Below are 13,398 nucleotides of genomic sequence, written 5' to 3' on the forward strand. Positions count from 1 at the left end.
CCTGGGGCTGCTTCGCACCCCTTTCGCGACGCAAGGCCGCTCCTACCCTCAGCCACGGACACTGCCATCCGAATGCACCACCCGCCCCGCCTCACCGGGCCGGTTGACGAACAGCAAGTCAAGCGTGCTATTGCGCAGCCCTTTAACAGGGTTCCAGTTCGCCGATGTATGAATGTAGCGCTCGCGCAACAGCCGTTGCTCCTGCTCGGTCAAATGCGCGTGGTCACTACGCCCCAAGGCAAAATCATGCAGCTTGCGGCTGATTTCGCCCAACTCATCCGGCACTGCATAGGCCTCATCGTTGCCCAACTCGGCAAACGGCACGCCCGCGCGCAGCACCAACTCACGCATGATGCTCAGGTAGACCCGCGACAAATGCCCCGGCACCCGCTGCGAGGTGCATCCTGCTTGCCCAAAGAGCACCGGCAGGCGTCAGGACGCAGCGGCAAACCATCAGCCGACTCCGAACCTTGCACGGGACTTTTCGATGACGCCGCAGGCAACGGCCTGGATAAATTTGCCAGCCGCCATTAGTCGCCACCCCCCCGGATAGATTAAAGTATCACCCCTTGCCGAGGCAGCTGCCCCCAGCGCGCCTGCGGCCCAATACCAGGAACCGTCGCCGATGGAACACCGTGAAGCGCTGATCGCGCTGCGCACCTTTCTTTCCTCCCAGATCCTAGGCCAGGAGAAGCTGGTCGAGCGGCTGCTGATCGTGCTCCTGGCCGACGGCCACATGCTGGTCGAGGGCGCCCCGGGCCTGGCCAAGACCAAGGCCATCAAGGAGCTCGCCGAGGGTATCGAAGCGCAGTTCCACCGCATCCAGTTCACCCCCGACCTGCTCCCTGCCGACATTACCGGCACCGAAATCTACCGCCCGGAAACCGGCAGTTTCGTGTTCCAGCAGGGGCCGATCTTCCACAACCTGGTGCTGGCCGACGAAATCAACCGCGCCCCGGCCAAGGTCCAGTCGGCGCTGCTCGAAGCCATGGCCGAGCGCCAGGTCAGCGTGGGCCGCAGTACCTACGACCTGTCACCGCTGTTTCTGGTCATGGCCACCCAGAACCCCATCGAGCAAGAGGGCACCTACCCGCTGCCCGAGGCTCAGCTCGACCGCTTCCTGATGCACGTGAAAATCGGCTTCCCGGACGCTGCGGTGGAGCGGCGCATCCTGCTGCAGGCCCGCGGCGAAGCACTGGGCGGCGAGACCAAGCCCGAGCGCCGGGTCAGCCAGCAGGCGATCTTCGCCGCGCGCAAGGAAATCCTCGGCCTGTACATGGCCGACGCCGTCGAGGAATACCTGGTGCAACTGGTGATGGCCACACGTACCCCGGCCAAGTTCGATACCGAACTGGCCGACTGGATCGCCTACGGCGCCAGCCCCCGCGGCTCGATTTCGCTGGACCGCTGCTCACGTGCCCATGCCTGGCTGGCCGGGCGCGACTTCGTCAGCCCCGAGGATATCCAGGCGGTGCTGTTCGACGTGCTGCGCCACCGCATCATCCTGTCGTTCGAGGCCGAGGCTGCGGGGATCGACCAGGACCGGGTGGTCCAGCGTATCCTCGACGTCGTCGCCGTTGCCTGAGCCCATGCCCACCGCGCAGCTGGCCGAGCCCGGCATCCGTATCGGCCTTGCCGAGCTGATCGACATGCGCCACCGCGTGCGCGAAATCCAGCTGTTTTCCCGGCCCGGCCAGCGCAGCCCGCTGGTGGGCCTGCACCACTCCAAGCTGCGCGGACGCGGCGTGGACTTCGACCAGGTGCGCGTCTACCAGGCCGGCGACGATGTGCGCAACATCGACTGGCGCGTCACCGCGCGCACGCAGGAGCCACACACAAAGCTGTTCCATGAAGAGCGCGAGCGGCCGATCTTCATTCTGGTCGAGCAGAGCCAGCGGCTGTTCTTCGGCTCGGGGCTGATGTTCAAGTCGGTACTGGCAGCCCAGGCCGCAGCACTGTTCGGCTGGGCAGCGCTGGGGCACAACGACCGCATTGGCGGGCTGGTGTTCGGCGACAACGAACACCACGAAATCAAGCCGCGGCGCAGCAAGCAGAGCCTGCTGCAGTTGCTCAACCGCCTGGCCAAGGTCAACCAGTCGCTGCACACCGAAGCCACGCCCCAGGCCGACAGCCTTGGCCTGGCCTTGCGCCGGGCGCGCGAAGTGCTGCGCCCTGGCAGCCTGGCGATCATCATCTGCGACGAACGCGCGCTGACCGACCAGGTCGAGCAACACCTGGCCATGCTCTCACGCCACTGCGACCTGTTGCTGCTGCCCGTCTCCGACCCGCTCGACCACGCCTTGCCCGCTGCCGGCCTGTTGCGCTTCGCCCAGCGCAGCGCGCAACTGGAGCTCGACACCCTGGACGCCAGCCTGCGCCAGGCTTACCGCCAGCAAGCCGAGTCGCGTATCGAGCGCTGGGAACTGATGGCACAGAAGCTGCGCGTGGTGCTGATGCCGCTGAGCACCCAAAGCGAGATGATCGAGCAGTTGCGCGAGTACCTTAACGCCCAGCGCGCGGGGAGCAGCAAATGAACCCGCTGGACCAGTTGCACCCGCTGATCACCCCAGAGGCAATCGGCCTGTGGCCACCGGCACCGGGTTGGTGGGTGTTGCTGGCCTTGCTGCCGCTGCTTGCCTGGGGCCTGTGGCGTATGCGCCGTTGGCGCCCCGGCAAACGCCGCATCGTGCGTGCCGAGCAACCGCTCGACCCAGTGCGCGTGGCCGCCCTGGCCGAACTTGCTCGCCTGCCGCGCCCCTATGACGGAGCCCCGGCCGGCGCCTGGCTGCAGCAGATCAACGGCTTGCTCAAGCGCCTGTGCCGCAGCCACTACCCCGGTGCCAACAGCCACACGCTCAACGGTCGCCAGTGGCTGGCATTTCTCGACAACCGCTGCCCGGCCGCCGGCCTGACCCGCTGGATGGTGCTGGTCGAAGGCGCCTACAAGCCTGAGTGCAAACTCGACGACAAAGCCATCGTCGGCCTCAGCCAGGCTGTCGAAACCTGGATCCGCAAGCATGTTTGAACTGGCCTGGCCGTGGATGTTCGCCCTGCTGCCGCTGCCGTGGCTGGCACGCATGATGCTGCCCGCCGCCGACAGTGGCGAGCCGGTGCTCAAGGTGGGCTTCCTGAACGAGCTGGAAGGCCTTGCCGGGCGCCGGGCGCGGCTCAACCTGCCGACCTGGCGCCAACAGGCGCCCTTCGTCATCATCTGGCTGTTGCTGCTGTTGGCCGCAGCCCGCCCGCAATGGCTCGGCGACCCAGTACCGGTGGCGGCCAGCGGTCGCGACCTGCTGGTGGCGGTGGATGTGTCGGGCTCGATGGACTTCCCCGACATGCAGTGGAAGGACGACGAGATCAGCCGCCTCGACCTGGTCAAGGCGCTGCTGGGCGACTTTCTTCAGGACCGCGAAGGCGACCGGGTCGGCCTGATCCTGTTTGGCAGCCAGGCCTACCTGCAGGCCCCGCTGACCTTCGACCGGCGTACCGTGCGTACCTTCCTCGACGAAGCGCAGATCGGCATCGCCGGCAAGAACACCGCCATCGGTGACGCCATCGGCCTGGCGGTCAAGCGCCTGCGCCAGCGCCCGGCACAGAGCCGGGTGCTGGTGCTGATCACCGACGGCGCCAACAACGGCGGGCAGATCCACCCGCTGACCGCCGCCCGCCTGGCCGCCCAGGAAGGCGTGCGCATCTATACCATCGGCATCGGTGCCAACCCAGAGGCCAGCGGCACCCCAGGCCTGCTGGGCCTCAACCCAAGCCTTGACCTGGACGAAGCCTCGCTCAAGGAAATCGCCGACATGACCCACGGCGCCTACTTCCGCGCCCACGACGGCGCCGAACTGGACGCCATCGGCGACGCCCTCGACCAGTTGGAGCCGGTGGCCCAGCAGCCGACCCAGGCGCGCACCGCCAAGGCCCTGTATGCCTGGCCACTGGCCCTGGCGCTGTTGCTCAGCGTGCTGCTGGTAGTGGCCGTGCAATGGCCCGACAACCGGCTGCAGCGCCTGCTGCGCAAACCGCGCTTTCTGCAGCCGCATCCGGAATGGCGCCAGCGCCTCAAACGCCTGCGGCTGAGGAGGCGGCGATGATCGAGCTCTGGCCACAATGGTTGCGCCCCCTCTGGCTGCTGGTCGTGCCGCTGCTCGGCTGGCTGCTGTTCAAGCTTTGGCACCGGCGCAAACGCGCCGGGCGCTGGCAGATGATCTTGCCGCCGGCCTTCCATGCCGTGCTGCTTGGGGGCGGCAGCGGCAGCACCAGCAAACTGCCCTGGGTCGTGCTGGGCCTGGCCTGGGCACTGGTGGTCATGGCGCTGCTCGGGCCGAGCTGGCAACGCGTGGAAGAAAACCGCCAACGCCCGGCCGACCCGCTGGTGATCCTGCTTGAACTGACCCCACAGATGCTCGCCGAGGACAGCCCACCCAACCGCCTGGAGCAGGCCCGGCGCAAGGTCCTCGACCTGCTCGAACACCGCCACGATAGCCAGACCGCACTGATCGTCTACGCAGGGTCCGCCCACACCCTGGTGCCGCTGTCCGACGACCTGGGCACCACCCGCAACCTGCTGGAGGCGATCGACCCGTCGATCATGCCCAAACCCGGCCAGCGCGCAGACCTGGCGGTGCAAAAAGGCCTGGCCTTGCTGGCCCAGAGCGGCCTGGGGCAAGGCCGCCTGCTGTTGATTGGCTCCTCGCTCAGCGCAGCAGAACGCCAAGGCATCGTCCAGGCCCTCGGCCGCCAGGGCCCAAGCCTGCTGATGCTGGGCATCGGCAGCCGCGACGGCGCCCCGGTGCGGCAGGCCAACGGCGAATTCCTCAAGGATGACCAGGGCGGCATCCTGCTGCCACGCCTGGACAGCGCCAGCCTCAAGGCATTTGTCAGCAGCACCGGCGGGCGCTACCGCAATGCCCGGGTCGACGACCTCGACCTGCGCGGCCTGGGCCTGTTCGACAACCCGCGCGCCTTACGTAACGACGGCCAGACCTTGCAACTGGATAGCTGGGCAGACCAGGGCTACTGGTTGCTGATTCCACTGCTGCTGCTGGCGGCCTGCGCCGGCCGTCGCGGCTGGCTGTTCTGCCTGCCGCTATTGCTGGCGCTGCCGCAGCCCAGCCAGGCGTTCGAGTTCAATGACCTGTGGCTGCGCCCCGACCAGCAAGGCCAGCGCCTGCTCGAACAGAACCGCCCGGCCAGCGCCGCGCGCCATTTCCAGGACGCGCAATGGCGCGGCATGGCGCTGTATCAGGCCGGCGATTACGCCGGTGCCGCCCAGGCCTTCTCCGAAGGCAATACGGCGGCAGCGCACTACAATCGAGGCAATGCCCTGGCCCGCAGTGGTGAGCTGGAAGCCGCGCTGGACGCCTATGACCAGGCCCTGGAGCGCCAACCCGACCTGCAACCGGCACTGGACAACCAGGCGCTGGTCCAGCAAATGCTGCAACAGCGTGAGGCCAAGGCCGAACAGCAAGCCGCCAGCAGCGAAGCCCAAGGCACACCCGGCAGCGAAACCGAAGGCAACAGCAGCTCGGCTAGCAACCCGGCACAGGGCACGCCCGGCAGTGACGAACACGCCAACGCCGAACAACCCGGCGAAGGCAGCAACAACAGCCAGGCCACACCGGGCAATCAGGGCGGCGCCGACGACGATATCATCCAGCCACCCCAGCGCCCGGTGTCCACCAGCCTCGACGCCGAACAGCGTCAAGCCCTTGAACAGTGGCTGCGGGAGATCCCCGATAACCCGGCGGAACTGCTGCGGCGCAAATTCTGGTATGAACAGCAATTGCATCAGGACAACCCACAATGAGTCGCTTCGGCGTCTTTCTTCTCGGTTTCTTATGGGCCTTGCTGGCCCAGGCCGAACCGATGCTGCAAGCCAGCGTCGACCGTACCCGCCTGGGCGCCGGCGAAAGCCTGGAACTGACCCTCGAAAGCCAGGACGTGACCCAGTTTGGCAAGCCCGACCTGCGTGCCTTGGAGGGCGACTTCGAGGTGCGCGGCACTCGTCAGCTGAACAGCCTGCACACCCTCGACGGCGAAACCCGCGCCAGCACCCGCTGGATCATCACCCTGCTGCCACGGCGCAGCGGCAGCCTGCGCATCCCGGAACTGCAACTGGGCCAGTCACGCAGCCAGGCCATCGACCTGCAAGTGCTGCAGGCCGATGCCAGCCGCCAGGAAAGCGCCTCCCAAGTGTTCATCGAAGCGACCCTGGACAGCACCGATGTGTATGTCCAGGCCCAGGCGGTGCTGACCCTGCGCATCTACCATTCGGTGGCGCTGTATGACGACAGCAGCCTCAGCCCGCTGCAGCTGGACAACGCCAAGGTCGAGCCTCTGGGCGAGTCGCGCACTTACGAAAAGGAAATCAACGGCGTGCGCCACGGGGTGATTGAAACCCGCTATGCCGTCTATCCGCAGCAGAGCGGCGGCCTGGAGATCCCCCCCCTGACCTTTACCGCCACCGCCGCCGCCAGCGTCGACGACGAACAATCGCCCGCCGCCGCGCCGCGTGCCGGCCGCCAGGTGCAGGTCAGCTCGCTGCCGCTGCGCCTCGCCGTGCGCCCGATTCCGGCGGCCTGGCCGGCCGGTGCGCCGTGGCTGCCCGCACGCAGCCTGACCCTTGAAGAGCACTGGAACCCCGACCCAGGCAGCCAGCAGACGCAGATTGGCGATTCCCTCACCCGCAACATCACCCTGCGCGCTGACGGTTTGTCCAGCACTCAGCTGCCGCCGCTGCCGGCCACCGAGATCACCGGCCTGCGCCGCTACCCCGACCAGCCGCTGCTGCGCAACGAAATCAACGACCGCGGCATGACCGCCAACCGCGAGGAGCGTGAGGCCCTGGTGCCTACCCACAGTGGCGAGTTGGCTCTGCCAGCGCTGGAAGTATCGTGGTGGAACACCCGTGAAGATCACCTCGAGCACACCAGCCTGCCGGCGCGAACCCTGAACGTGCAGGACAACCCGGCGCTGAGCGCCGACACCCCGGTCGGCGACAGCCGTTCTGGCAGCGGCTTGCTGTGGCCTTGGCAGCTTGCCACGCTGGTGTTGGCCCTGACCACGCTGCTGGGCTTCACCTTGTGGTGGCGGGCGCGCTCGCAACCGGCGGTGCTGCGCGCCGCGCAACAAGGCCCCAGCCCACGCACCCTGCTGGACGACCTCAAGCGCGCCTGCCAGGCCAACGACCCGCAGGCCACGCGCCAGGCGCTCGACGCCTGGGCACGCCAGCAACCGCAGACGCTGGCGGAGATGGCGGCGCGTTTCGTGCCGTTGTCCGATGCGCTGGATGGGCTGAATGGGGCGTTGTATAGCGAGAGTGGGCAGTATTGGCAGGGTGAGGATTTGTGGCGGGCGATCGGTACCATTCCGCCGGCCGAGCAGGTGCTGCTGCCTTCCGGGGATACGGGGGGGTTGCCGCCGTTGTATCCGAAGTGACATGTGGGGTGCAGCGGGTGCAGGGCTTGGCATTTTCAGCGCCTGTGAGATCGAGCGCCGCCCGCGCGGCGCTTCGCGGGGCAAGCCCGCTCCCACATCTGTTTCGGGCCAGTGAGGCCTGTGCCATTTGCGCGCGACCGCCTTGTTTGTCCGACGCGATATTGTGGCGGGCACCAAAGGGCCGCGCGCCAATGCATCAGGCATAACTGGCCCGAAACAGATGTGGGAGCGGGCTTGCCCCGCGAAGCGCCGCGCGGGCGGCGCTCGATCTGATAGGCGCTGAAAGACTCATGAAATGCACCTGTACGCCCACATCCATTCCCCCACATGCAATCCCCCCAGGCATGCCCCTCTCCCCCACCATTGAGTTACCATACCCCCCTGCGCAACGCCCATCATCCAAGCCAAGCCCCCCGCTTGCTCGACTCGACACCAACAGGTCATCCATGCGTCTGTTTCATACCTCCGACTGGCACCTGGGCCAAAGCCTGCACGGCCAGGAACGCGATTTCGAACACGCTTGCTTCCTCCACTGGCTGCTCGGCCAACTGCACCTGCGCCAGCCGGATGCGCTGCTGATCGCCGGCGACATCTTCGACACGGTCAACCCACCGGTCAAAGCCCAGGAGCGCCTCTACGACTTCATCGTCCAGGCCCACGAGCAACAGCCCAAGCTGGACATCGTGATGATCGCCGGTAACCACGACTCCGGCTCGCGCATCGAACTGCCCGCAGCATTGATGCGCCGCCTGCGCACTCACGCCCTGGGCCGTGTGCACTGGCTCGACGAAGGCCAGCTGGATGCCGAGCGCCTGCTGATCCCACTGACCAACGCCCGCGGCAAAATCAGCGCCTGGTGCCTGGCGCTGCCCTTCCTGCGCCCCGCGGAAGTGACCGGCCCGCAGTTGGGTGACGACTACCTGCAAGGCATCACCCAGGTGCACCAGCAACTGATTGCCGCCGCCCTGCAAAAACGCAAGAAGGACCAGGCACTGGTCGCCATCAGCCATGCCCACATGGCCGGCGGCGCCGTGTCGGAAGACTCCGAGCGCAGCCTGATCATCGGCAACGCCGAGGCCTTGCCGGCCAAGCTGTTCGACAAGGCCATCAGCTATGTCGCCCTGGGCCACCTGCACAAGCCGCAGAAGGTCAACCGCGAAGACCGCATTCGCTACAGCGGCTCGCCGATCCCGCTGTCGTTCGCCGAGATCAACTACCCGCACCAGGTGCTGGAGGTAGAGCTGGACGGTGCCGAGCTGGTCAGCGTCGAAGCGCGCCCGGTGCCTCGCGCCGTGGCCCTGCAACGCATCGGCCCGGCACCGCTTGGCGAGCTGCTGGCACAGCTCGCCGAACTGCCGGTGATCGACCTGCTCGAAGACCCTAACCGCCAGCCCTGGCTCGAAGTGCGCGTCGTGCTGGACGAACCGCAGCCCGACCTGCGCCAGCAAATCGAAGGCGCCCTGCAAGGCAAAGCCGTGCGGCTGATCCGCATTGGCGCCGAATATGCCGGGCGCGCCAGCGCCGAGGACGACGACCTGGCCTTCGTCGAACTGTCCCAGATGACCCCGCAAGACCTGTTCAGCCGCGCCTGGGAGCAAGCCTACGGCAACCCCGCCGATGAACAGGCCTTGGCCGACTTCGCCCTGCTGTTGCAGGACGCACAGCTGGAAGAGGAACAGCCATGAAGATTCTCGCCATCCGCCTGAAGAACCTGGCATCCCTGGCCGGCCCGATCGACATCGATTTCACCGCCGAGCCGCTGGCCAGCGCCGGCCTGTTCGCCATCACCGGCCCGACCGGCGCCGGCAAGAGCACGCTGCTCGATGCCCTGTGCCTGGCCCTGTTCGGCACTGTCCCCCGGCTCAACGACATTGGCCGCGAAGCCAAGGTGCCGGACGCCGACGGCGAGATCCCGACCTCTGACCCACGCAACCTGGTGCGCCGAGGCACCGGCAGCGGTTTCGCCGAAGTCGACTTCGTCGGCATCGACGGCCGTCGCTACCGTGCCCGCTGGGAAGCCAACCGCGCCCGCGACAAGGCCAACGGCAAGCTGCAACACAGCCGCCAGAGCTTTTATGACCTGGACAGCGAGCAGGTACTGGCCAGTGGCAAGCAGGAATACAAGCAACTGGTCGAAGCGCGCCTGGGCCTGAACTTCGAGCAGTTCACCCGCGCGGTGATGCTGGCCCAGAGCGAGTTCGGCGCCTTCCTCAAGGCCGACGACAAGGAACGCAGCGAACTGCTGGAAAAGCTCACCAACACGGCGATTTACACCCGCCTTGGCCAGCGTGCCTTCAGCAAGGCCCGCGAGGCCGGCGAGGCGCACAGTGCCCTGAAGGACCGCGCCAGCCACCTGTTGCCCATGCCGAGCGATGCCCGTGCCGAACTCGACCAGCGCCTGGTGCAGGCACAGCAGCAGTTCAAGGCCGACCAGGCGCAAGAGCGCCAGCTCGAGCAGCAACGTACCTGGCTCGATGAACAGCGCCAGCTGCAGGTACAGCAGGGCGAAGCCAGCTCAGCATTGCAGGCCGCCGAGCAGGCTTGGCAGCACCTCACCGATCAGCGCCTGGACCTGGAGCGCCTGGAGCGCCTGGCGCCCCAGCGCCACCAGTTCCACCGTCAGCAGGCCCTGGCGGCGCAGCTCGCGCCGTTGGCCAGCGAGCTCAGCGAACAACACCGCCAGCAGAGCGACCTGCAAGGCCGCATCGGCGAACTTGAACGGGCCCTCGAATCAGCCCGTCAGGCGCTGAGCCAGGCCCAGGCCAGCCAGGGCGAAAACGCCCCGCGCCTGCGCCAGGCCTTCGCCGAGCAAGACACCCTCACCCGCCTGGAGCAAGAACTGGCCAAGGCCCGCGAGGCCGGCCAGCAGGCCGACCTGGCCGCCGCCGAGCTCGAGCAACAACTGCAGCAGTTGGCCGAGCACCAGCAGCGCGGCCAGCAGCAACTGGCGCAGATCGACACTGCTCTGGCCGAGAGTGCCCCCCTGGCTGCCCTCACCAGCGCCTGGCAGGCTTATCGCCCACAGCTGCAACAGTTGCTGCAGATCGGCAACCGCCTGAACCAGGGCGGCGAAGAGCTGCCGGGCCTGCAGGCCCAGGCCAGCCAGGCCAATGCGCAGTTGCAAACCCAGCGCGACGCCCTCGAAGTGCTGTTCCGCGAAGCCGCAGCAGAGCCCCAGGCCTTGGCCGAACAGCTCGACCTGTTGGGCGGCATGCTGCAGGAAAACCGCAAACAGCAACGTGCCGTGGAACAACTGTCGCGCCTGCATGCCCGCGAGCAGGAGCTGCAACAGGGTATCCAGTCGTTGCGCGAACGCCAGCAACTGGCCCTGCAGCAACGCCAGCAACTGATTGGCGAAGGCACCGCCGCCAAGGCCGAGCTTGAAGCTGCCGAGCAGGCGCTGGCGCTCACCCGGCAACTGCTGGAACGTCAGCGCCTGGCGCGCAGCACCAGCGTCGAAGAACTGCGTGCGCAATTGCACGAGGGCGAACCCTGCCCGGTCTGTGGCAGCGCCGAGCATCCCTTCCATCAGCCCGAAGCGCTGCTGCAAAGCCTGGGCCGGCATGACCAGGCCGAAGAAGCGACGGCCCTGGCACAGGTCGAGCACTTCAATTCCCGCCTGATCGAGTTGCGCACCCAGGTGGGTGTGGTCAATGGCCAGATCAAGGAGTATCAGCATCAACAGGCGCAACTGAGTGAGCAGTTGCAGCCGCTGGCCGAGCAACTGGCGGCCCATGCCCTGTGGCCCGCACTCAGTGCCCATGAAGACAAGGCCCGCAGTGCCTGGCTGGACAGCCAACTGCGCCGCCTCGACCAGGAAATCGGCCGTGACGAACAGCGCCAAGCCACGCTGCTGACCCTGCAAAGGGATGCCACCCGCCTCAATCAGCAGTTGCAAGCCGCGAGCGAAGCCCAACAGCAGGCACAACGCCGCCTGGACCAGCAGCACCAAGCTCTGGCCGCCGACCAGGAACGCCTTGAGCAGGCCTTGGCCGATTTCGCCAACCTGCTGCCGCCCCCTGTGCTGCAGGCCCTGCGCGATGAGCCGGCGCAGGCCTTCCTTAGCCTCGACCAGCAGATCGCCCAGCGCCAGCAACAGCTGGACCAGCAAAAGGACGAACTGCAAGAACATCAGCAGCGCCTGCAACAGCTGGAGCGCCTGCACGACCAGCAGCAAACCCGCGTGCAGCGCCAGCAAGAACTGCAACTGCAGGTCAGCGGGCTGGCCGAACAGATGGACAAGGCCCGCGCCGCCCTGGCCGAGCTGCTGGGTGAACACCCGCGTGCCGAGGACTGGCAACGCCATCTGGAGCAACAGGTAGAGCACGCCCGCACAGGCGAAGCCGAGACTGCCGAGCAGTTGCAACAGGCCCGCACCCATGCCCTGCAGCTGGCCGGCGAACTCAAGGCCAATAGCGCCCGCCAGCAGGCTTTGGACCACGAACACCAGCAGTTGCAGGGTGAAATCGCTCAGTGGCGCGCCGCACACCCCGAGCTCGACGATAGCGGCCTCGACCGCCTGCTGGCCATGGACGACGCACAAGTGGGCGAACTGCGCCAGCGCCTGCAAGTTGCACAAAAGGCCATCGAACAAGGCCGCGTGCTGTTGCAGGAGCGTGAACAGCGCCTGCAGCAACATACCGCGCAAGCCAGCGTCGAGGCCACGGCCGAAGACCTTGAGCAGTCCCTCGCAGCACTGCGCGCGTTGCTGGCCAACCATGAACAGCAGTGCGCCGAGCTACGCGCCGCCCAGGCCGAAGACCAGCGTCGCCAACTGGCGTATCAGGCGCTGGCCGAGGACATCGAACAGGCCCATCAGCAATGGCAGCGCTGGGCGCGCCTGAATGCGTTGATCGGTTCGGCCTCTGGCGATGTGTTCCGCAAGATCGCCCAGGGTTACAACCTCGACCTGCTGCTGCACCATGCCAACAGCCAGTTGCGCCAGCTGGCGCGTCGCTACCGCCTCAAGCGCGGCGGCAGTGCCCTGGGCCTGCTGGTGCTGGACACCGAGATGGGCGACGAGCTGCGCTCGGTGCATTCGCTGTCGGGCGGTGAAACCTTCCTGGTATCGCTGGCCCTGGCACTGGGCCTGGCGTCGATGGCCTCGAGCACCCTGCGCATCGAATCGTTGTTCATCGACGAAGGCTTCGGCAGCCTCGACCCAGAATCACTGCAACTGGCCATGGATGCCCTCGACGGCTTGCAGGCTCAGGGCCGCAAGGTCGCGGTGATCTCCCACGTGCAGGAGATGCATGAACGCATCCCGGTGCAGATCCAGGTGCGCCGCCAGGGCAACGGCCTGAGTGACGTCGAGGTGTGCGGGTGATCCTCTACTCGTTCCGCCGCTGCCCCTGGGCCATGCGCGCGCGCCTGGCCCTGCGCTATGCCGGGTGCGAGATACGGGTCGAGGAAGTGGCGATGAAGAACAAACCGGCCGCGCTGCTGGCGTTGTCGCCCAAGGGTACGGTGCCGGTGCTGGACACCGGTACCGGCGTGCTGGAGGAAAGCCTGGATATCATGCGCTGGGCGCTGGAACGCAACGACCCGCAGGACTGGCGGCTACGGGCGGACCCGGCGGCGGCGCAACAGGCCGAGGCGCTGATCGCCCGTAACGACTCCACGTTCAAGGCGCAGGTGAACCTGTACAAGTACGCCGAGCGATACCCTGAGCATTCCCGCGAGCACTACCGCCAGCAGGCCGAAACCTGGCTGGCAGCGCTTGAAGTACTGCTTGAAGGCCGGACTTACCTGCTGGCCGATCATCCGAGCCTGGCCGATGCCGCGTTGCTGCCCCTGATGCGCCAGTTTGCCGGGGTCGAACCGCAGCGGTTCGCCGAGGCGGCTTATCCGCGGGTGCGGAGCTGGCTGGAGGGGTGGCTGGCGTCGGACCTGTTCAAGGCCGTCATGGCCAAGTGACCTGACGCGGCCCTTGTGTAATCGATGGACTCGCCCCCGCCG

9 protein-coding genes and 1 pseudogene are annotated in these 13,398 nt (G+C 67.0%); 9 read left to right on the forward strand and 1 reads right to left on the reverse strand.

Annotated elements, in window-relative coordinates:
• Positions 1-48: 48 nt before the first annotated feature.
• A pseudogene (locus PC358_RS13295) lies at positions 49-393 on the reverse strand (T6SS phospholipase effector Tle1-like catalytic domain-containing protein); the annotation flags it as partial.
• Positions 394-625: 232 nt separating this feature from the next.
• On the opposite strand from PC358_RS13295, the gene PC358_RS13300 reads away from it, so the two are divergent.
• From PC358_RS13300 to PC358_RS13340, 9 genes are all read left to right on the forward strand, one after another.
• On the forward strand, positions 626-1,585 hold the full coding sequence (locus PC358_RS13300; protein ID WP_033700499.1) for an AAA family ATPase: 960 nt from the start codon (positions 626-628) through the stop codon (positions 1,583-1,585).
• A gap of 4 nt (positions 1,586-1,589) precedes the next feature.
• Positions 1,590-2,534, forward strand: a complete 945-nt coding sequence (locus PC358_RS13305; RefSeq protein ID WP_033700501.1) for a DUF58 domain-containing protein — start codon at positions 1,590-1,592, stop codon at positions 2,532-2,534.
• Entirely contained in the window at positions 2,531-3,025 is a 495-nt protein-coding gene (locus tag PC358_RS13310; RefSeq protein WP_033700502.1) for a DUF4381 domain-containing protein, read from the forward strand. Before PC358_RS13305 ends, PC358_RS13310 begins: the two co-directional genes overlap by 4 nt.
• Positions 3,018-4,094 (forward strand): vWA domain-containing protein, encoded by a 1,077-nt coding sequence (locus PC358_RS13315; protein WP_033700503.1) that lies wholly within the window; start codon positions 3,018-3,020, stop codon positions 4,092-4,094. Before PC358_RS13310 ends, PC358_RS13315 begins: the two co-directional genes overlap by 8 nt.
• Positions 4,091-5,809, forward strand: a complete 1,719-nt coding sequence (locus PC358_RS13320; protein WP_033700505.1) for a tetratricopeptide repeat protein — start codon at positions 4,091-4,093, stop codon at positions 5,807-5,809. Before PC358_RS13315 ends, PC358_RS13320 begins: the two co-directional genes overlap by 4 nt.
• Positions 5,806-7,440, forward strand: coding sequence for a BatD family protein (locus PC358_RS13325; protein WP_033700506.1), 1,635 nt, complete (start codon positions 5,806-5,808; stop codon positions 7,438-7,440). The genes PC358_RS13320 and PC358_RS13325 overlap by 4 nt, the downstream gene beginning before the upstream one ends.
• Before the next feature lie 446 nt (positions 7,441-7,886).
• A complete protein-coding gene (locus PC358_RS13330; protein ID WP_033700507.1) occupies positions 7,887-9,125 on the forward strand; it encodes an exonuclease SbcCD subunit D C-terminal domain-containing protein in 1,239 nt (412 codons plus the stop codon).
• Positions 9,122-12,766 (forward strand): AAA family ATPase, encoded by a 3,645-nt coding sequence (locus PC358_RS13335; RefSeq protein WP_033700508.1) that lies wholly within the window; start codon positions 9,122-9,124, stop codon positions 12,764-12,766. Before PC358_RS13330 ends, PC358_RS13335 begins: the two co-directional genes overlap by 4 nt.
• Positions 12,763-13,356, forward strand: a complete 594-nt coding sequence (locus PC358_RS13340) for a glutathione S-transferase (RefSeq protein WP_033700509.1) — start codon at positions 12,763-12,765, stop codon at positions 13,354-13,356. Before PC358_RS13335 ends, PC358_RS13340 begins: the two co-directional genes overlap by 4 nt.
• Positions 13,357-13,398: the final 42 nt, after the last annotated feature.

Origin of the sequence: Pseudomonas capeferrum (assembly GCF_000731675.1) — a bacterium.
Classification (GTDB): domain Bacteria; phylum Pseudomonadota; class Gammaproteobacteria; order Pseudomonadales; family Pseudomonadaceae; genus Aquipseudomonas; species Aquipseudomonas capeferrum.

Coding starts and splice junctions, on each gene's coding strand:
- PC358_RS13300 (WP_033700499.1), top strand. CDS start 626: ATGGAACACCGTGAAGCGCTGATCGCGCTGCGCACCTTTCTTTCCTCC.
- PC358_RS13305 (WP_033700501.1), top strand. CDS start 1,590: ATGCCCACCGCGCAGCTGGCCGAGCCCGGCATCCGTATCGGCCTTGCC.
- PC358_RS13310 (WP_033700502.1), top strand. CDS start 2,531: ATGAACCCGCTGGACCAGTTGCACCCGCTGATCACCCCAGAGGCAATC.
- PC358_RS13315 (WP_033700503.1), top strand. CDS start 3,018: ATGTTTGAACTGGCCTGGCCGTGGATGTTCGCCCTGCTGCCGCTGCCG.
- PC358_RS13320 (WP_033700505.1), top strand. CDS start 4,091: ATGATCGAGCTCTGGCCACAATGGTTGCGCCCCCTCTGGCTGCTGGTC.
- PC358_RS13325 (WP_033700506.1), top strand. CDS start 5,806: ATGAGTCGCTTCGGCGTCTTTCTTCTCGGTTTCTTATGGGCCTTGCTG.
- PC358_RS13330 (WP_033700507.1), top strand. CDS start 7,887: ATGCGTCTGTTTCATACCTCCGACTGGCACCTGGGCCAAAGCCTGCAC.
- PC358_RS13335 (WP_033700508.1), top strand. CDS start 9,122: ATGAAGATTCTCGCCATCCGCCTGAAGAACCTGGCATCCCTGGCCGGC.